The sequence below is a fragment of the Paenibacillus sp. NPDC093718 genome (genome assembly GCF_050279985.1).
Lineage (GTDB): Bacteria > Bacillota > Bacilli > Paenibacillales > Paenibacillaceae > Paenibacillus_AQ.
Genome location: NZ_JBNNUS010000002.1, coordinates 643,357 through 663,709 on the forward strand (window position 1 = coordinate 643,357; position 20,353 = coordinate 663,709).

At 49.2% G+C, this 20,353-nt stretch carries 18 protein-coding genes; 3 read left to right on the forward strand and 15 right to left on the reverse strand.

Annotated elements, in window-relative coordinates:
- Positions 1–49: 49 nt before the first annotated feature.
- The 5 genes from ACQKPA_RS08685 to ACQKPA_RS08705 all read right to left on the reverse strand — a co-directional run bounded on the left by ACQKPA_RS08685 (position 50) and on the right by ACQKPA_RS08705 (position 6,866).
- A complete protein-coding gene (locus ACQKPA_RS08685; protein ID WP_427491290.1) occupies positions 50–1,402 on the reverse strand; it encodes an FAD-dependent oxidoreductase in 1,353 nt (450 codons plus the stop codon).
- Between the two features lie 230 nt (positions 1,403–1,632).
- Positions 1,633–4,104: a cellulase family glycosylhydrolase gene (locus ACQKPA_RS08690; RefSeq protein ID WP_427491292.1), complete on the reverse strand. Its 2,472-nt coding sequence runs from the start codon at positions 4,102–4,104 to the stop codon at positions 1,633–1,635.
- 391 nt (positions 4,105–4,495) lie between these two features.
- Positions 4,496–5,383, reverse strand: a complete 888-nt coding sequence (locus ACQKPA_RS08695) for an aldo/keto reductase (protein WP_427491294.1) — start codon at positions 5,381–5,383, stop codon at positions 4,496–4,498.
- A gap of 126 nt (positions 5,384–5,509) precedes the next feature.
- Complete coding sequence (locus ACQKPA_RS08700) at positions 5,510–6,283, reverse strand: SDR family NAD(P)-dependent oxidoreductase (RefSeq protein WP_427491296.1); 774 nt, start codon at positions 6,281–6,283, stop codon at positions 5,510–5,512.
- Positions 6,284–6,362: 79 nt separating this feature from the next.
- The gene (locus ACQKPA_RS08705) at positions 6,363–6,866 is read right to left on the reverse strand and encodes a GNAT family N-acetyltransferase (protein ID WP_427491298.1); all 504 of its coding nucleotides are present in this window, start codon (positions 6,864–6,866) and stop codon (positions 6,363–6,365) included.
- Between the two features lie 211 nt (positions 6,867–7,077).
- On the opposite strand from ACQKPA_RS08705, the gene xerS reads away from it, so the two are divergent.
- Entirely contained in the window at positions 7,078–8,160 is a 1,083-nt protein-coding gene (xerS, locus tag ACQKPA_RS08710) for a tyrosine recombinase XerS (protein ID WP_071218172.1), read from the forward strand.
- A 5-nt stretch (positions 8,161–8,165) separates the two neighbouring features.
- Here xerS and mobB read toward each other — a convergent pair whose 3' ends face one another.
- The 7 genes from mobB to ACQKPA_RS08745 form a co-directional block, all read right to left on the reverse strand.
- Complete coding sequence (gene mobB, locus ACQKPA_RS08715; protein WP_427491301.1) at positions 8,166–8,669, reverse strand: molybdopterin-guanine dinucleotide biosynthesis protein B; 504 nt, start codon at positions 8,667–8,669, stop codon at positions 8,166–8,168.
- A complete protein-coding gene (locus tag ACQKPA_RS08720) occupies positions 8,666–9,955 on the reverse strand; it encodes a molybdopterin molybdotransferase MoeA (protein WP_427491303.1) in 1,290 nt (429 codons plus the stop codon). Before ACQKPA_RS08720 ends, mobB begins: the two co-directional genes overlap by 4 nt.
- A gap of 187 nt (positions 9,956–10,142) precedes the next feature.
- On the reverse strand, positions 10,143–10,874 hold the full coding sequence (locus tag ACQKPA_RS08725) for a DUF4247 domain-containing protein (RefSeq protein ID WP_427491305.1): 732 nt from the start codon (positions 10,872–10,874) through the stop codon (positions 10,143–10,145).
- A gap of 10 nt (positions 10,875–10,884) precedes the next feature.
- Positions 10,885–11,391: a DUF4178 domain-containing protein gene (locus ACQKPA_RS08730; protein WP_076321199.1), complete on the reverse strand. Its 507-nt coding sequence runs from the start codon at positions 11,389–11,391 to the stop codon at positions 10,885–10,887.
- Between the two features lie 30 nt (positions 11,392–11,421).
- Positions 11,422–11,826, reverse strand: coding sequence for a DUF350 domain-containing protein (locus ACQKPA_RS08735; RefSeq protein ID WP_427491307.1), 405 nt, complete (start codon positions 11,824–11,826; stop codon positions 11,422–11,424).
- Between the two features lie 201 nt (positions 11,827–12,027).
- Positions 12,028–12,696, reverse strand: a complete 669-nt coding sequence (locus tag ACQKPA_RS08740) for a PspA/IM30 family protein (protein WP_071218178.1) — start codon at positions 12,694–12,696, stop codon at positions 12,028–12,030.
- Between the two features lie 99 nt (positions 12,697–12,795).
- Positions 12,796–13,818, reverse strand: coding sequence for an NADH:flavin oxidoreductase/NADH oxidase (locus tag ACQKPA_RS08745; RefSeq protein ID WP_427491309.1), 1,023 nt, complete (start codon positions 13,816–13,818; stop codon positions 12,796–12,798).
- A 166-nt stretch (positions 13,819–13,984) separates the two neighbouring features.
- Between ACQKPA_RS08745 and ACQKPA_RS08750 the strand changes: the two genes are divergently transcribed.
- Positions 13,985–14,824: a polysaccharide deacetylase family protein gene (locus tag ACQKPA_RS08750; RefSeq protein ID WP_427491722.1), complete on the forward strand. Its 840-nt coding sequence runs from the start codon at positions 13,985–13,987 to the stop codon at positions 14,822–14,824.
- An 88-nt stretch (positions 14,825–14,912) separates the two neighbouring features.
- Here the strand turns inward: ACQKPA_RS08750 and ACQKPA_RS08755 are convergent, their stop codons facing one another.
- The 3 genes from ACQKPA_RS08755 to ACQKPA_RS08765 form a co-directional block, all read right to left on the reverse strand.
- Positions 14,913–15,638, reverse strand: a complete 726-nt coding sequence (locus ACQKPA_RS08755) for a 3D domain-containing protein (RefSeq protein ID WP_427491311.1) — start codon at positions 15,636–15,638, stop codon at positions 14,913–14,915.
- 185 nt (positions 15,639–15,823) lie between these two features.
- Positions 15,824–16,546 carry an amino acid ABC transporter ATP-binding protein gene (locus tag ACQKPA_RS08760; protein WP_216531117.1) on the reverse strand — a complete coding sequence of 241 codons (723 nt, stop codon included), beginning with the start codon at positions 16,544–16,546 and terminating at the stop codon, positions 15,824–15,826.
- Positions 16,533–17,975: an ABC transporter substrate-binding protein/permease gene (locus ACQKPA_RS08765; protein ID WP_427491314.1), complete on the reverse strand. Its 1,443-nt coding sequence runs from the start codon at positions 17,973–17,975 to the stop codon at positions 16,533–16,535. Before ACQKPA_RS08765 ends, ACQKPA_RS08760 begins: the two co-directional genes overlap by 14 nt.
- Positions 17,976–18,527: 552 nt before the next feature.
- Between ACQKPA_RS08765 and ACQKPA_RS08770 the strand changes: the two genes are divergently transcribed.
- Entirely contained in the window at positions 18,528–20,279 is a 1,752-nt protein-coding gene (locus ACQKPA_RS08770) for an alpha-glycosidase (protein WP_427491316.1), read from the forward strand.
- Positions 20,280–20,353 lie beyond the last annotated feature (74 nt).

Here is a 20,353-nt window from a genome sequence, read left to right on the forward strand (position 1 = left end):
TCTCTTCTGTTGTCTTGTCGCTATGATAAAAGAATGGATTCGCTTCCGCCTAAACTTCAGCAAGATCGCCCAGCCAGGCCCCTTGCTCAATGAGAAGACGCTGCAATTGTTTGATATCGACCTCCCGGGATGTACTGCCCGTCTTTGCACAGATGGCCGCGGCTGTTCCCGCTGCTTGCCCCATTGCAAAGCAGTTGGGCATGACCCGAAGCGAGCCCTGTACGACTCGGTCAGCGGAGGCGGCCCGTCCCGCAACCCACACATTTGTCAAACCTTGCGGAAGAAGGGAACGGTATGGAACCCCATGCGACCGGCCGGGGGGAAGATGGCGAATTTCCATGTTTTCTTTGCTGGTAGCCATATGGATATCAATAAAATAAGCATTTCTTGCAATGTCGTCTTCAAAGCTTCGCATGGATATAAAGTCATCCTGAACCAGCATGTAGTCACCGACGATGCGGCGGGTTTCACGTATACCGATTTGTTCGCCTGTGCTGACCAAATGGGCGTCTTCAAATCCGGGTACATACTTCCGCAGAAATTCGACCTGTATGTTGACCAGCTTTCTGCCTTCTACCGCAGCCTTAGTGAGATCTTCCGCCTTCGTTCCGTCCACGCCGAACACATGCCCGAAGTTGACCCCAACCAAGTAATCGGACACCCAGGCAAAGCCGGAGACTTCCTTCCGGCCGGGAGGCAGATCGCCGTTGCTCTGCGCTAACTGAACCGCTTGCGGAATTTGTCCAGTGTCACCGCTATCCCTCATATATCGGCTGAAGCGATCCCGGTTCACGTTGGTTAACAGGTAGCACATCGTCCCCGGCTGCAGCTCGCCGGCATCCCCGCCTTTCTGAAACGGAGCGCCGGCCAGCGCCGCAATATCGGCGTCACCTGTGGCATCTATGACATACTTGGCCTCGACGATCGATCTTCCGGACTTATTCAGAAGCACCAGACCGTTCACGCCATGCCCCCCCGGATTCATGACCAGCTGCCCAACAAATGTATGAAACAGAACCTTCGCTCCACTCTCAAGCAGCGCTTCATCGTACACCCGCTTCAACACCTCAACGTCAATCGGAACCCAATCCAGCTGTTCTTTATATTCCGTGATATAAGAAGGCTTACAATTCGCTTTCATTCGCTCCATCAGCTCGAGCCCAATACCGCGAATGACAGGCTTCTCATGGTCGGTAAAAGGACAAAAGGCAGGTACCAGTGCCGTCGTGCCCATACCTCCTAGAAATCCCCTTTGCTCAATCAGCAAAGTATTGGCTCCATTATTGGCGGCAGCGATGGCCGCGGCAATGCCGGTCGGCCCTCCTCCGACGACGACGACATCAACCTGGTTCAAGATAGGCAGTTCTTCCGGCGGCAGCGTCCATGTTCTTTTCGTTGTCATGTTTAGACCCTCCAGTTGGTAAAGTCGAGATTGCCCGATCCATTCGGGTATACCTACATTTTAAATCCCACTGGCGGTCTTGATTAGCACACGCTGATGACATTCACTGTTCGGATCATGACCTTTTCATTGGCTTAAAATAAAAAAGAGCTAATTCACAGTCTGGAACCTGCGAAAATAGCTCATTAACGAACACACTCATCCAAATTCGTTTGATACTTATTTTCCTTTTATGAATGAACGCTCCCGGGTTTATCTTTGCACGGTTTATCCTTGTCAGGTTTATCCTTGGGTTTGCTCCCGTGGTTTGTTTGATCGTTATTCGGCTTGCCTCTATCAGGTTTCTCGCTGCCTGGGCAGCTGTTACCCGGACGATCGGCTCCCGGCGTACCTAACACCGTCACGCCGGGAGACTTATTCCCTGCCTCATCCACCGTTCGGATACGATACGCGTATTCCGTCCCATTCACGAGCCCGTTTATTGTAACGGTTTGTACGCCTTTGCCTACATGAACCGCTTCGGCTTCGGCTGCACCTTCACCCAAAACGACGACATGGGCGAAATCGTCATCCTCCGGATCCGTCCAGAATAAGGTCAGCTGCCCGTCCCCTTCCACCACCGCCGCGCCATTCACTTCTTTCGGTGCCGTGTCGTCGCTGTAGCCTGTCTCCATGTCCATAACCCTGGCGATTTTATCATTCGGATTCACCGGTATCCCTTGCCATGAAGGCTTCGTTATATTTAAGCGCAAGGCTGTCGTTTGAAGTGTTTCGAAGTGCATATCATTATATTCGCCATAAAAGCCGTCCTTGTCATTATCGACAACGGATGCCACCGGCACCCATAAGGTTCCGTCCCAATAATCTACGCTAAAATCACGGATATGCCATTGTTCGCCGCTGGCGGCTCCACTCCAAATTTTTAAGTAGTTGAGTTTTTGCGAAGCCGTCCATTCCATTTCAATAAAATGGCTCTCTTCCTGCCCTTGAGACAACCAGCGGGTGGATAGATTTCCATCAACGGCATATTCCTTAACGTTAGATCCGTTGGTTGAATCCACAGTCAAAGCTGCGAGCTGGGCAATGTTGCGCACGGTTATCGGTCCGAATATTTCAGACGGCTCCGAGGCACCGCCCGTGTTTTTGGCCGTAATTCGGTAATAGTACGGTATGCCGCTGCTTGCCGACGCATCCTTGAACGGTTGGTCTGCTTCCGCGAGATCCCCCCCAACCACCGTCCAAGGTCCGTTTGGTGCTTCAGCCCGTTCGATATCATACAATTCAGCCCACTTTACCGGGTACCAGGTCATGGAAGCAACTGAGGTAAAAGGTATCCACATCGGCTGATTCGGTACCGGTGGAACGGAAGAGGCGGTAATGGGGCCAACGACATTCGAAGGCTCCGAGATTCCGGCTCCGTTCATCCCTTTTACCCGATAATAATAATTCATTCCTTCCGCAGCCGTCGTATCTTGGAAAGGCCGAAAAGGAATATCACTATCCAGTACGTGAGTGCCTATGATGGTCCATGGCCCATCCAGGTGTTCTGCTCTTTCGAATTGATAGGATTCCGCCCCCGCAGATCCCCTCCAGGCGATGCCAAGCACCGATTCGATCGGCAGTAGCTGAGGTGGGTCAGGTACTGGCATCGGCGGGACCGGCAGTCCGCGGATTTCATGGGCTTTTTCGCGAATCATGGACATAATTGCCTTTTCGTCATAGGTTTCACCCGATGGAAAGCCCGGCCAACGGAAATCTCCTTCTTTGTTGTAAAAGCCGCCGTCCTTGTTGTGAGACTTCAACGTCCATAACAAGGCTCCGGATGTACCGTTAGTGATCGCCTCATCAGCCGTTCGGGTCAGATTTGTCCTGTTCGAGTGTCCAAACTCCCCGATGACAAACGCTTTTTTACCCAAACTCAAGTTTCGGTCCGCAGCAGCACGCAGCGCATAATCAGCTCCTCCGCTCTCATAATAATGGTTGGATACGATATCCACATTGGGATCCTCAAGGGAAGCCTGACTGATACCGTACCGTCCGTCCATTACGATGTGATTAGAGTCCATACTTTTTATATAAGCACTCATCTCCTGCGTCCAAGCATCCGTCGGGTATAATTCATTGCCGGTTTCCCAAGCAAGGATGGCTTTGTCGTCTTTATATTTGATGCCGGTATAAGTATTCGTCCTGTTCAGTACATAGCTAACCAAGTGTTTATAATCTTCCTTTAATTCTGGATCGGTGTAGAACTCCTCGGCGGTCTTCCCTCGAAAACCTGCAAACTGTTTGATCCCTCCGACATGCTCCCATGTATCGATAAAAGGAATAATGACGCGGATTTGATACTCATTTGCAAGTCTCAGCACATGGTCCAGGTCCCGAAAATAGTCTTCATTATACTGCCTTAAGCCGGTTACATGACTTGGCTGATCCCCATTGGCGGTTCCCCCCTTGATCGTGAACGTATAAAGCCTGACTACAGTGCCACCCATTTGCTGCAATGATCTAAATACATCCTCCTGTTCCCATGGATCAGGGCGATGCCATAGGGGAGCTGGCATATACGTGAGATTTGAGCCGTTCATGGATATGAACCGGAACTCCTTCTCGCCATCCATCAATCGATCCCCGCTGCGCGTGATAAAGTTCCATTCTCTTGGCGGTACGCCATCCGCTGCAGCGGTTAAACCTATACGATCCATTCCTCCCAACATAAGCAAACATACAAGCATGACAGAAATCCAATGTCTTCGCATTCTTCTCCATTCCTCCTGCCCCTACTTAAATTTGAACAAAAATGGCCCACCTAATGTAAGCGGTATCATTTTTGTTGTTGATCTAAATTATAGGGACACTTGCGCAAAGATGTTAGGTTACGTTCATGACTTGTCCTGTTCCGCTGATGACTTTTTCGGAATGCAGCTATTGAGGAACCCCTTATACTAACTTGTGGTTCGTGTCCATATCAAAGATACAAAGGACTGCCCTTCTGTTAGAGCTGTATCTTACCTGGTCCAATACATATCGACACCCGCTCCTGTCTGCGAAAAAAGAGCTTGTCGAGAGATCTCGACAAGCTCATCTTAGACAGTTCTATACCTTACCCACCCAATCCGCACCGGCAACCTCTCGCCAACGGTTGCGGATCGACTCGTAAATATCCTCCGGCAGCTGCCCTTTTTCCAGTAATGCAGCATTTTGCTCCCAACGATCCGGATTTGCCGTACCGACGATGGCGGTAGCTACGCCCGGCGTGCTTAAAGTGAATCTTAATGCCGTTTCAACGCCTTGCTGAACATCGGCTAGAAAATCGTAATTCAACTCGCCTAACCGGATCCAATAAGGATAAGCATAATCCTGTTCGCTTAGCGTTTCGTTCTTCCAGGCAACATTGGCTACCGGACGTTTGGCAATGATCCCTATTCCCTGCTTCACAGCAAGCGGAATCGTGAGATCGATCGCCTCCTGGTCGGCAATGTTCAGCGAAGTTTCAAAGCTGTCGAACACGCCGGTTTGAAGGGCATAGAGCGCATCGGTCGAATCGCCGCTGTAGCCGATGTACCGCGTTTTCCCCTGCTCCTTAGCTCTTCTTAACACCTCAATCACTTCGCCCCGCCGCAGGATCTCTTCAGAAGAGCTGTGAAGATGGATGACATCGACGTGGTCCACCTGCAGTCGCTTTAAGCTGCGGTCAATGCTCTGCGCAAGCATCGCGGGATCCCAATCCGGGTAGTCCAAACCGGAAGCGTGGCCGCATTTCGTAAACAGGTAATAATCATCTCTTCGACCTGACAAAGCCTTGCCGATCAATTCCTCGCTGTGGCCATAACATTCCGCGGTATCAATCATGTTAAGCCCTGCATCAATGGCGCTGTGCAGCAGCCGGTCAACCGTCTTCTGATCCGACTGGCCGATCTCGGCCCCTCCAAATCCCAGCACACTAACCTGCATGTCCGTACGTCCAAATGCTCTGCGTTCCATCTTCCTTCACTCTCCTCCCTGTTCATCCCATTCATCATTACCCGATACGAATAAACCTGAAAGCCTATTTTTCGTTACATTTTCGATTTCACTATATTCTTTCCGTTTGAAAGAATGCTCCCCACGCTAAAATCCATAAATGCTAAGTCCGCCGTCCACGAGCAGCGTTTGCCCGGTCATGTAATTGGCAGCCTCTGACGCCAGGAAAACGACAGGTCCCACCACTTCTTCCAGACTTCCCACGCGTTTAAGCGGTGTCCGGTCCAATATGGCCTGCATGTAAGCTTCATCACTAAGCAGCTTCTCCGTCAGCGGAGTCCGGAAATACCAAGGCCCGACCGAGTTAACCTGAATTCCATACTGCGCCCACTCCATCGCAAGCACCTTGGTCATATGGATGAGAGCAGCCTTCGTTGAACCATAGACAACGCCTGTGCGAAGAGCCGTATGTCCGCCTACGGAGGAGATGTTGATGATTCTTCCATTTCCCTGATCTTTCATAAATCGGGCAGCCGCTTGAGAAGCTACAAATGCCGACTTCAGGTTGGTTTGCACAATCAAGTCCCATTCGGAATCCGTCACTTCCAGCGCAGGCGTACGAATGTTCATGCCGGCGTTATTCACCAGTATATCGATCCGTCCTGTCTGATCTACAAATTCGCGAATCGCTCCCTCGATCTCATCCCTTATGGTCAGATCACCCGGCAGCACGAAAGCCTGACCTTGGTTCAAGCCATTGATCAGATTTGCGGTCTCCTCCAAATCGCTTCGGGTTCGGGACATCAAGCCGACATCGCAGCCTGCCTCTGCCAATCCTATGGCGATGGCGCGTCCGATCCCGCGTCCCGCCCCTGTAACCAAAGCTTTTTTTCCTTCCAGCTGAAAGCTCGGTAAATACATCCGAATCCCTCCTAAGCATCGATCTGTAACCAGATTCTATAATCAATAATGAACGCTTTCTTCGACCCGTGTAACAATTCTAGGAATTGAAATATTGCGAAGGATTGTGACGAACCGGATCAATATATTCCTCATATCGGCCGCCCGTATAAGATTCGATGACTTTTCGCCAAAAAGCCTGCGCCGGTATATTGCTGCTGACTTGCGTCACCTTCCAGCGTCCCTGGAACTGATCGAACAGCCGGGTTGCCGCCCAAGTCCCCAATCCCGTACGCCGATATTTTTGCATAACGAAAAACTCCGTCATGTAATAGTCCGCTTCTGCGGCGTCATCCATTCGCTCGATCAAGGCAAACCCGGCTGGCCGTTGATCAAACGTAATCAGATACGGATATTTCCGCTCCCGTTTTTTCCAGAATTCATCCAGATCCGGATAGGGTAAAAACAACCCTTGATCATTCACCGAAATATCCAGATACTTGGTAAAATCATATAAGTACAATTGCATCAAGTTTACGATAACGGCTTGTTTCCGCTTGGGAACCAGCACAATTCCCATGCGTTCACATCGATCTGAAATCATGCTGCCGCCTCCCTAAAGCATCTCATCTATCATTGTAATGTTTCATATCTTCATCATAGTATCCGCTCATTGTGAGACGCAAGCGCTATATCGGATCAGTAAGACTCGTCCAAGTGATCCGACACATGCAAGCAAGATAGACTTTCCATATGTTACACTAGTAATTAATGACACAGGTCATTGCTATAAAGACAATCATTCGAGGTGGAACATGAATATACAAAAAGATATCGACCGTGCAAGACTCGATGAGAAATCGCCGGACATGCCTTGGTTCGTACAGCAATTTATTGACTACAAGCTCCCGGATCTCTCCCCCTCCACCCTGCTCGAATATGTAAGGGATTATGAAACGTTCTTTAATTGGCTCCGGTCGGAAGGGCTGTCACAAGCAACCTCTAACCGAGAGGTGACGCTGCTTGAGCTGGAGACGCTGCGCATGGACAGCATCACCAGTTACCGATTATATCTAACTACCCGCCGGGAGGGGACCAACTCCAGAATCACGGTTTCCCGCAAGCTCTCATCGCTGCGCTCCCTGTTTCATTATTTAAGCCAGATCGCGGAAGACGAGGAGTTTTACCCGCTTCTCAAGCGTAATATCATGGCTAAAGTGGAAATTAAGCGAATTCATAAACCTAAAGATACGGCTGCCAAGTTAAAAGGAAAAATACTGGAAGAAGAAGAACTTCAGGATTTCATTACTTACATTCACGAAGGTTATGGGCTGGATGTGGAGCAGAACAAACAGGCGCTCTATGCGCATGAACAAAATAAAGTCAGAGATGCCTGTATCGCCAGCCTCATATTAAATTCCGGCCTTCGTGTATCCGAAGTGGTCAATTTGAATCTTGCAGACATCGACCTGAACAATAAAATGCTGCATGTCTATCGTAAAGGTAATAACGACGAAACCTTTAAGACCCCGGTCTATTTCCGTGCGCAAGCCAAAGACGATCTTGAATATTATTTGCAGCTTCGGCAGGCCCGCTACAAGGTGCCAAAAAAAGAAAAGGCTCTGTTCGTTGCACTGCGTAACGGCCAGAATGAAGGGCAACGCATGACCAAGCGGGCAATTCAGGCGATGATCATCAAATACGCCAAGCGTTTTGGCAAGCCGTCCCTGACCGTGCATAAGCTGCGGCACTCGTTTGCAACCGACTATTATCTGCAAAATGATATTTACAAAACTAAAGAACAGCTGGGTCACGCGTCCACCGAGACAACCGAAGTGTATGCCCACTTAACGGACAAAACGATGTCCGAAGCGATTGAACGCCGCTCAGAGGACTAACTTCTTCAAAATGACAGCAGCAACGACGTGATCCGCTCCGTGTCATTCCAAGTAAATAGGGGAACCGCTAGCTGCTGCTGCATCTCACGCAGGGCTGACGGTTCCTTTAGCATTTCAGGACGCACGACGATACCCCTGATCTCCTTAACTTGATCCAGCAGCCCAATGTCCTCCGTTCCCCGCAGCAATACGAGCTTTGGATAAGGCTGCATCTTATAACCTTCGACAAGCACCAGATCAAAATCGTTGTACAAATGGACCAATGACGCAAGTTCCAGCTCCGTTTCCATCAGCATCGCCGTACGCCCTGGTGAAGCGATGGCGATCCCTTCCGCTCCCGCCTCTCGGAACTTGTACGTGTCCGTCCCTTCGTGATCCATTTCGAATCCGTGCCCGTCGTGCTTGATGACGGCAACCCGAATGCCATGCCGTTTCAACTGTGGGATCAAGCTGGCAATCAATGTGGTCTTACCGCTGTTTTTATAACCACATATCTGGAAAACCTTCATGACCAGGCTCCCGGCAGAACGAGAACTTGTACGGTTTGGCCTTTTACAGCACCACGAAGCTCTGGCGGAATCACGATTAAACAGTCACTGTCTTTAATCGTGATCATGACACTTGATTCATCAAGGGAAGCAGGTGTCGCTACAAGCTTGCCGTTTGACACCTCAAGGCTTCCCCGGACGAAACGGGTAAAGTTGTTCACTTTCGAGTAATCCGAACCCAATTCTGCTGTCCATTCGGTTAAAAACAACTGCTCCATGCCAAGCATCTTTCGGATCGCAAGTCGGACAAACAACAGAAATCCCACATAACAAGCCCCCGGATTACCCGATAATGCAAAGAGCAGCTTGCCCTCCTTCACAGCCGCGGTTGTAACACTTCCGGGACGCATTGTGACTTTATTAAACAGCATGTCCAGACCGCCGGATGTCACCAGCTCCCCCATGATATCGTAGTCGCCTACAGATACGCCGCCTGTCGTGACCACGATGTCATACACCTGGAGCGCTTCCTCCACCTTCTGGCGGGCGAGCTCAATATCATCCGGAATCGCCTCCATAATCACCGGCACACCACCGGCTTCCCGAATTTGCGATGCGAGCATATAAGTATTGCTGTTGCGAATTTTACCAGGTTCAAGCGGCTCGGTGATGTCCAATAGTTCGCTGCCCGTCGAGAATATTCCTACCACCGGTTGACGATACACTTCAACCTGGTGTATGCCAAAGGTGGCCAGAACCGAAATTTCTCCAGGTCCGATGAGTGTTCCTCTGCGGAGGATCAAATCACCTTCCTGCAGCTCGAATCCGAGGGGAGTGATATTCCTCCCCTTCTCGATCGATCGCTTGAAACCAACATGGGTTAGCCCATCCTCCATTCGAAGCTCCGTCGCTTCAAGCATAACGACAGCGTCCGCCCCTTCGGGGACTTGAGCGCCTGTCATGATGCGGGAAGCCTTGCCTTGCTCGATCGGGATTGAAGATACATATCCGCACGGGATTTGGTCGACAACCTCAAGCCACACCCTTTCCCCTAGATCGCATGCCGCCAAATCCGCTGATCGAACGGCATAACCGTCCATGCCCGAACGGGCAAAAGCCGGAAACGGGTGGGGGGCGATGACATCGGAAGCAAGCACACGTCCATCACTGTCCTGCAGTCGAATGAGCTCCTCCTGACCAAGCCCCGCATAAGAAGCGGCAAGCGCTTGCGCGTCCGCTACCTGTAATGCGCGCCGATCAAATTTATGATTTTGTTTCTTAGGCGATATCGAATGATTATCCTTCACAACGCATCCCTCACTTTCTGACTCAAAGAAAACTGACATTCTTACTGTACTACATTCTGCACAATCTTCAAACCGAGCTTCAGGTCTCATCCATCCGATTTATCGTATGAAGACAACAACCGAGTGTGTACGGGCCTCCAGACAAAAAAGCGCATGGTCACCAGACCATACGCTTGAATTCCTTGCTTTACCTTCGTCCCCTTCGGGAGATCTTGCCAGATCCGATTCGGGTCTTCGGCTTCTTGTACGATTTCTTCGGCGAATCGAACAAACCTCCCCCGCTTTCGCCGCGCTTGATCGTGCCGCGGTCTCCGCTTGTATCCGGATTTCGTCTGAACAGGCTTCCGCCGGTACCGGCAGAATCCTGGCCACGCCGGGTAATCTTCCCGCTCCGGTCCACCGTGAGCGGCGGAGCCATCTTCTTATCCTGGCTTGTTGGCTTCTTATAGTTACCTTGTGCCGGCTTATACACATCTTTACTTGTATACCCCCGGTAACCCCCGCCGCCCATCGAATCGAACAAATTCCCGATTAGAACTGCTGTTAAGTACCCTTGCAGGAAACTTGAATCATAATTGCGCTGAACATACTCCTTGGAGTCGATTTCGATCAGCGTATCGGTCGGCTTCTGGGGGTCCTGCTGCAAATGGTAATACTCATCCCCATACACCAAAAACATCCGCTCGGTATCCTCAGGAGACGATTGATCCGGCGTGTTCGCCGCGATGAGCTCGCCTGCGACATCCGGAACGCTTTTATCAGCTGCCCGGTACACATAGGACGTAGCATTTCCGTCTCGATTGACGGATTCCAGCGGATAGGTATCCTTGATATTCGGCGCGCCGCATCCACTCAATAATGATACGAGCAAACTCAGCACCAATATGATTTTCACAGATATAAAAGAGCGTTCCTTCATGCCACCACTCCTAAGTCGCCCGGATAACTCGAACGTCCCCCGGTATCACTTTCTCGCCTTCATACAACATAAACCGCCCGTTCTGCCATTCAATTCGCAGCAGCTTGTAATCATCCGATTGGTATTGCCATACGTGCTGCTCCCCGCTTTGCGTAAACGCGGTTCGACCGGTAATCGAAACATGTCCCCCGTATTCCTCTTCCAAATGAAATACATGATCATCCAAATCGATGATGGACGGTACCTCATCGGGAGAATCCAGCCGTCCATCGATCGGAGCGTATAACGCATACTGAACCGTCTCGCGCTCTTCGATATGAAGATAAGCAATGGTGCTGCCATCCTGCAGCGTCAAGACGACCGCATTACGACCGCGATTGTGCACCCGACCCGTGACTTCATAAGTGACCAGAGACACTTCGCAAATATCGCCAGGAGCCAGCTGCAGCATGCTTTTCTCAACCTTGGGCGGCTCCGGCTTACTAAATAAATTGCTGATTCTTTTCCACATACTCATCTTTCCTGTCCCCTATCTCCATTATGCGTTCTATAGGCAAGCGGTAATAATTAACGCCCCAACCACATGCAGCGAACCTGCAAACAAACCGTATCCCGTCTTTCCCTCGCGGGTCCCTTTGTCAAGATTCAGCTTGCCGAAGTTACGAAGCATGAGCTCTGTTAACGATTCGAGAACCAGCAATATGATAAATGAAATGATCGATACCACAATGGCCTCAAGCAGATGATATGAGGTTCCGATCGACACGGATAAAATATACCCTTGTGCGAACAGCTTCATTATCAGTCTTGTGGTTACCGCCATATTACCCGCTTTCACTTCTTCAAGATCGTTATATTTCGTGAACAGGGAATCCACAAACATCAAAACAAACAACAGCAGCCCACCGACAGCTGTCCAAAGCAATACACGCAAGATCATATCAAAATCCATCTCTAAGCCTCCACATTCAACATACAAACAACTCCTTGAGCCCGAACTGCTTCAATCGAAGACAGATGCTCATAAAGGGATGTGCCCCATGTATATCTACGATCAATCAAACAAAAGCGAAGGAGAAGCACGGCTGCATTCAGCCCTGCTGTTTCTCCCTCGCCCCCTAAACTATATACCTGTTAGACCGGTGAATCCCTTTTACTTGTTCTCGTATTGCTTCATCAAAGCTGCAAGCTCATCCTCAACGACTTTGTCCTTGCCAAGGTTCTCAAATTCTTCGTCAAGGGATTTCTCTTTTGCCGACATTTCATTGCTTGCTTCCGCACGTGCTTCCATAGCGAGCATCTTCTCTTCCATACGTTTCAATCCAGCCGATGCTGTGTCGGAACCAAACCCGTTCATCGCTTTGTTGATCTCGGTTTGCGCTTTAGCCGCATTATAACGGGCGACCAAAGTTTCGCGCTTGTTCTTCATCGCTGTAAGCTGCTTACGCATTTCTTCCAGCTTCCCGCGCAGATTGTCAGCTGCCAGTTTGTTCTGATCGTAACTTGCTTTGTACTCATCACGCTTGGCCTCGGCGGCCTTCTTCTCTTCCAGCGCGCGGCGGGCAAGATCAACGTTTTGAGCTTGTGCTGCCGTATGAGCCTGCTGCGTGCGTTTTTCAACAAGTGCAGCTTGCTCTTCATAAAGTGCTTTAAAGCGTTTCTCGATGGCAATTTGCGAAGCTACCGCTTTCTCGGCATCCTCAAGGTCTTCCGTCATATCCCGAATGTACTGATCCGTCATTTTAATCGGGTCTTCCGCCTTGTCGATAATGGCGTTAATATTGGACATGGTCAAATCGCGCAATCTTTTAAATATGGACATCGTTCTCTTCCTCTCGCTTTCACTTTAAAATACTGGTATATGATTAATGTTTACGTTCCATGATCCAAAACGTTTCAAAATTTTTAGAGGTTGTTCAATTTAATATCCTCGTTCATATTGCTTGGGAACTTTCTGTCCGCCATCAAGCGCCTTGGCTGCGTGAACGGCCCAGTAGGGATCCCGGAGCATCCCCCGGCCAATCGCCACCAGATCCGCTTTGCCTGACAAAATCACCTCTTGCGCGGCATGGTAATCATCCAGCATTCCTACCGCAATAACAGGCACCTTTAACAGCTGCTTGAACTCTGCTGCCAGATCCACCTGATAACCGGGCTTCGCTTCCGGGCCGCCATTTGCGCCGACCTGGCCTTCTCCCCCCGAGGAGATATGAAAAATATCGACGCCGGCATCCCGGTAACGTGTGCAGACTTCTGCGCAGTACTGCACATCGTAGCCTCCGTCCACATATTCTTTCGCAGATACCCTCATAATGATCGGCATGCCCTCAGGCAGCACTTCTTTAACCGCTCGAACAACCCGCTCGCCGAATAGCGGAAGATCTTGACCATATTCGTCACTGCGCTGATTCGTGAGCGGCGAATGAAACTGATGAATGAGATAGCCATGGGCGCCATGAATCTCAACGGTATCGAACCCGGCTTCAACAGCTCGACGAGCGCCTTCCCTGAAGGCTTGAATGAGCTCTTCCACTTCGGCCCCGGATAGCACCCTGGGCATTTTGTAATGGGAGCTGAACGGAATCGCAGAAGGGGCCACTGACGGCTCTGCATCCTGCGCTTTTCTTCCGGCATGCCCAAGCTGGATACCAATCTTGGTTCCATAAGAATGCACGCTCTCCACAATACGGCGATAGGCCGGAATCTGGTTATCGTCCCATATCCCCGTATCCTGATTCGTTATGCGTCCATCAGGATGGACCCCTGTCATTTCCACAATAATTAAGCCAGTACCTCCTACGGCACGGCTGACGTAATGAACAAAATGCCAATCATTCGGAATCCCGTCCTCAGCTTGAACGGAATATTGACACATCGGTGGCATAACAATGCGGTTCTTGAGGGTCAAATTCTTGAAATTGTAAGGTGTAAACAAGTCTGCCAAGCGATTATCTCCTTCCACATCCAAATGATCAAGATGTAATAAAATCTGATACCGGTTATTATACACCTTTCTGAGGGAAAACTAAAAAACATCGCATTCCCATATTGAGGATAATCACCCATTCAACTGGGCATACCATATTAAAAAGCTAAAGGGGCCGATCGTGATGTTCAAACGATACCGCGCAGGAAGCTGCCTGTTGTGGATTATGTTACTCTTTTTAATGGGGCCGGACATCCCGGCAAACGCATCCGATGTACATCGTTTGTCACTTCACCCCCAAGACACTTCCGTCATGTCGGAATCCGGTCAGCATGCCAATCAAAGTAAGAACCAAAATTCAGACGATGCGCCGTCTTTAAGTCAATTGCTGAGAAAATACCCGGATACCTTTCGCTCTAGCGGACCCCGGGTCAAACAGATCGCTCTGACCTTTGACGATGTTCCGGATCCCCGATTTACCGGCAAAGTACTGGACGTCCTTAAAGAGTTTGAGGTGAAAGCCACATTCTTTGCAGTGGGGGAACGGGCCAAAAAACACCCCGAACTCGCAAAACGAATCCATGATGAAGGTCACGCCATTGGCAATCACTCCTATAATCATGCGCAGCTGAACAAGTTGAGCCTGGACAAATTTAAAGGCCAAATCGAACGTACCAACACGATCTTGAAATCACTGACCGGTGTGGATCCTCGGCTAATCCGTCCGCCATACGGCGATATAAATGAAGAGCAGCTACAGTGGGCACGCAAAAATGGGTACAAAATCGTGAATTGGAATGTCGACTCACTTGATTGGAAGGGTCTGGCTAAGGAAGAGGTTAAGAGCAACATTCTATCAGCAGTCGGGCCAGGCTCAATCGTACTCCAGCATGCCGGAGGTGGCGTGGGATCGGACCTAACCGGGACGATCGAAGCGCTTCCGGATATTATTACCGAACTGCGGAGAAAGGGATATAGCTTCGTGACACTGCCCGAGATGTTAGGCGTGTCAGAGTCGAGATAGATCCCCATAACATAAAAAGACGGCTGACTGGAGCATTGATCCAGACTAGCCGTCTATCATATTAAAATTGCCATGTTGATAGATTGAATTATTCGATAATGAACAATTTGATATCCTGGATGCCGAATTGCTTCACGGACGATTGGGAACCCGGGATGAAGATATCAATCTTATTCCCTTTAATAGCCCCGCCGATATCACGTGCTTCTGCCACAAATGCCTTTTTCGGCAGACCTGGATGCTCATGTCCTGTTACGAGCACCTTGGTGCCGAGCGGAATGATTTTTGGATCGACAGCAATGGTACCAAGCTCAAGGGAATTTCCGAAGTAATCAACAGCGCCCCATTTGCCGTTCTCGCTTGCAGCAGCAGAATATGCGGTTGCTTTGACGGACAATGTTTTGCTGTAATTAAATGTCTTGCCCCATGCTTCCACTACATTCTTCCCAGGGGAAACGCTCAAGCTAGGCGTAAACCCGGAAGCGCCTGGAGCAATGGGCGCAGCAGACGCTGTCGAGTTCATCGATACCGAGCCGGGAATGGTGATTTTCAGACCAGCGTATATATTCGTTGCTTTAATTTTCGGATTGGCTTTCATCAGCTTGTCCATATTAACGCCGTACTGTTTGGACAAATAATAGAAGGTATCGCCGTTCTTCGCTACGTGTACGGAGCTTGCATGGGCTTGCAAGCCGCCTCCGGCAAAAGTCATGCCAAGCGCAACGGCTGTAATGGTAAACCATTTTGCGGTTTTTCCAGCGATCTTATGGTTGAGTCCACGATGTTTAGTCCATGCTTTCATTTGTTGTAACATCTAAAGATGCCTCCTTATATGTAACTTGATAAATCGGATGTAGTATGTCAACGAACATGAATATATCACAATTTTGTAACCTATACTGCAAGCAATTGTTACCAATACGCAAACAAAAACAGCGCCAATTCCTGAAACAATCAGGTATGGCGCTGTTCTCGTCTGTTACAATGCAGTTATAAAAGTTACAAAACCTTACTTAAAAACTCTTGCGTACGAGGATGAGTCGGATTGCCAAACAGCTGGTCCGGCGTGCCTTCCTCTACGATTTTACCGCCATCCATGAACAGGATCCGATCTCCCACTTCCCGGGCGAAGCCCATCTCATGGGTGACAATGACCATCGTCATCCCGCCATCGGCAAGCTTCTTCATTACTTCCAATACCTCACCCACCATCTCCGGGTCCAGTGCGGAGGTTGGTTCGTCAAACAGCATGACATGCGGCTGCATCGCGAGTGCTCGCGCTATGGCAATTCTCTGCTTCTGTCCACCGGACAGCTGGGAAGGATAAGACTCCTTCTTATCCTGCAACCCCACCGACTTCAGCAGCTCGTCTGCAGTAGCCTCAGCTTCCTTCGCCGAGACCCCCTTGACCTGAATAGGAGCAAGCGTAATATTCTCGATGACCTTCTTGTGAGGAAACAGGTTAAACTGCTGAAACACCATGCCCATTTTCTCGCGGGTAGCATTGATATTGTGATTCTTGGCGGTGATCAGCTCACCCTCGAACGAAATTTCGCCGCTGGTCGGCACTTCAAGCAAATTGAGACAGCGTAAAAAGGTGCTTTTACCGGAGCCGCTCGGTCCGATGACAACCACCACTTCTCCTTTTGCAATCTCGATGTTAATGCCCTTCAATATTTCCAGCTTGCCAAATGATTTATGAAGATCCTTAACGGTTATCACTTGCACTCAACTTCCTTTCCCAGACACCCAGAAGCTTCGAGAGAACGAATGTCAGTATAAAGTAAATCAGGGCAGCCACAAGCAGCGGATTCAATGCCGCAAAGGTCATACCGCGCAAAATCTGGGCTTGATACATAATGTCCACCACACCGATAAAGGAGACGATGGAAGATTCCTTAATGATAACAACAAACTCATTACCGATTGCAGGCAGAACGCCTTTTAACGCCTGCGGCAATATAATGTGGCGCATCGCTTTGCCCTTGGTCATTCCGAGGGAGCGTGCGGCCTCCAATTGACCGCGGTCCACGCCTTGAATGCCGGCACGGAATATTTCAGCCAAATATGCCGCACTGTTGATAGAAAGCGTCAAAATCCCCGACTGAATCGGTGAGAATTTAATATCAAACGCCGCCAAGCTGTAATGGATAATAAACAACTGGACCAGCATCGGCGTACCGCGAATGATCTCGATATAAGCTGTCGCCAAAAACTTAAGGATTTTGACACCCGACATCCGCATTAAAGCGATAATCAAACCGAGAATGAAGCCAAAAAATACACCAAGTGCCGAAATAAGCAGCGTAAACTGGATTCCCTTGGCGTAATAATCGCGATACTTCCAAAAGAATTCGAATGTGTTCAGATTCTCTGCCTTACGACCTGCAGCCAGGTCACTGGCCTCGTCGACAAACTTCTGGATCTGGTCATTCTCCTTCAAGCGCTCAAGTGTAGCATTAATGCTCTTCAGCAGCTCTTCGTTCCCTTTACGAACCCCGATGGCATAGGCGTCGTTCTCAGCCGTCGGTTTTGCGTCCGTGATGACCATCGTCGCTTCATTCATGTTGGTCTTCGCGATCGGATACTCGGCGAGAACAACATCCACACGCTCAGATTCCAGCTGCAGCAGCAGGTCCGGGATTTTATCCAGTGATATCACATTGGCTTTCGGGATTGTTTTGGCAATGGACTCCTGAATGGAGCTTTTCTGAACCCCGATACGAGCTCCCTCCAGGCTTTCAAGCGTGTTGAACTTAAGTGCATCTTCCTTACGAACGACGACCGATTGTTCTGCAGCATAATAAGGCTCGGAAAAATCAATGCTTTTTCGGCGCTCTTCCGTCGGATTCATGCCCGATATGACGAAATCCACGCGTCCGCTCGTCAGCTCCGGCAAGAGCGCATCAAAGGAGGTGTCCTTAATAATGAGCTCGGCGCCAAGATCCTTGGCGATTTCCTTCGCAATATCGATGTCAAATCCGACGATGGTATCGACGCCATCTATCGTTTTATGGAACTCATAAGGCGCATAATCGGCACTCGTGCCGAGAATCACCGTTTTCTTCTCACCCTCCGCATGGACGATACTGCCAAAAGACAGCACGACCACCATGAACAGGGTCATCCACGCTGTAAATTTACGTTTCATATGTCTCGTTTCTCCCCTAACTGTTACGAATAGATTCAATCATAGAAAAAATGCAACTGAGTCATTATAAAACAGGATGCATGAATATGCAATGAAAATTCATGGGTTCTCCTGAGCATCAAACCTGATCTAAACCTTACAAGTCGCTTTGCTTCATTATTTTAATACAATGGTCAATTCATCATACCCATAGGATTATGTTACTCATGATTCCTTTAACCATTTAAACAAATAAATTAGGGGGTAGAATCAATAGATAGTCCATATTGTGGAAAACACTTTGCCCATTTTGCCAAAACGGGACATACACTTCTCCCTACATATTAATGTAAATACAGGACTTCAGCATTACCATTAAGTGATAAGAGGATCTAGGGTGAACTTTCTAACGATGCATAATCTATCCGTCCCCTTCCCATCTTATAATAGCGTATGAAATCCGGTACATGATAGATGAAGGCTTCCCGGACTGTCTCTTTCACTCCATGATTCATGCAAGCCAGCAGTTGGTTATTAATTAGCTATAGCTTTACTCATATAGGAGGTGTAACCATGCTGTTAGAAGCACTGTATCATGTTCCAAGAGATAAATGGGCTTACGCATATGATACAAAAACCATTCATCTTCGGATCCGAACCAAGAAAAACGACATTGATTCTGTTGTTGCCATGACCGGCGACAAATACGATTGGGACCGTACGTACTTCGAGATCACCATGGAAAAGGCCGCCTCGGATGACATGTTTGATTACTGGGAATGCGGAGTCAGGCCGAAATACAAAAGACTGTCCTACGGCTTTCGGATTCATGCCGGTGATGAAACGGTTTATATGGTGGACAGCGGGATCGGATGGGACTATCCTTATCCGCCTGCAGGTTACTTTGAATTTCCGTACATACATGAAGTCGATGTATTCAAAGTACCGGAATGGGCCAAAGAAGCCGTGTTTTATCAAATTATGACGGAGCGCTTTGCTAACGGAAATCCTGCCACCAATCCTGAAGAAACCGAGGCCTGGGGCGGCAAGCCAGAGGTGGATAATTTCTTCGGCGGTGACCTGCAGGGCGTACTGGATCATCTGGATGATCTCGTTGATCTGGGCATTAACGCCATTTATTTTACTCCGCTCTTCCTCTCCCCCTCCAATCATAAATATGACACGGTTGATTATAAACAGGTGGATCCGCACTTTGGCGATAATGAATTGTTGAAAAAAGTAGTTGATACTTGTCACGCAAAAGGCATCCGAGTGATTCTCGATGCGGTTTTCAATCACTGTAGCGAGGAGTTTCCTCCCTTTCAGGACGTGCTGAAGCACGGCGAGAAATCCAGATATGCCGAATGGTTTCATGTGAACCAGTTTCCTTGCGAGGTCAAGGATGGCATTCCCAGCTACGATACCTTCGGCTTTTTCGGAAATATGCCGAAATTCAATACCGCCAATCCTGAAGTGAAGGCGTATTTGCTGGGTGTAGCCGAATATTGGATCAAGGAAATCAATCTAGACGGCTGGCGTCTGGACGTTGCCAATGAAATTGACCATCATTTTTGGCGGGATTTCAGACAGGTAGTCAAGAAGGCCAACCCTGAAGCTTATATCGTGGGCGAGGTCTGGTCGGACTCCTTAATCTGGCTGCAGGGTGACCAGTTTGATTCCGTCATGAATTATCCTTTTGCCGATAAGGTGCTGGAATTCTTCAATGGCAACATGGACGGGCTCACGTTCGCCAACCGCATCGGCTCGATCCTGATGCGATATCCGCAGCAGACCAACGAAGTGGTCTTTAATCTGCTGTGCAGCCACGATACGCCGCGGCTGCTTACCCGTGTAGGTGGAGATATCCGGCGCATGAAACTCACGGTTGTATTTCTGTTTACGTTCATGGGAACGCCGTGCATCTTTTATGGCGACGAAATCGGATTGACAGGGGACGGAGATCCCGACTGCCGCAAATGCATGGAATGGGATTCTAAGAAACGAAATCAAGAGCTCTATAAGTTTTATCAAGGGATGATCGCGCTTCGGAAAAAGCATAAGGCGCTGAGACAGGGACGCTTCCGCTTCCTGCAGGCGAATCTCCATGATCCTTGCATTGTGTACGAGCGTGCGGACGAAACCATGCATTTTATCGTCTGGATGAACAACAGCGACTCGAAGCGGACCATCTCGCATCCTATTGTCACAACCGATTGGATTGATGCCGAGACGAAAGATCCCGTAAAACCGGTAAACGGTACGATGCATATCGATTTAGAACCCTACTCGTATCGAATTTTATGCCGGGAATTGAAACATTCGTAAACCCATCTTATGTAAACCTCTGACAGCCTAAAACCATACCGGGCTTAAACGAGCACAGGGGTGCAAGGATAGCA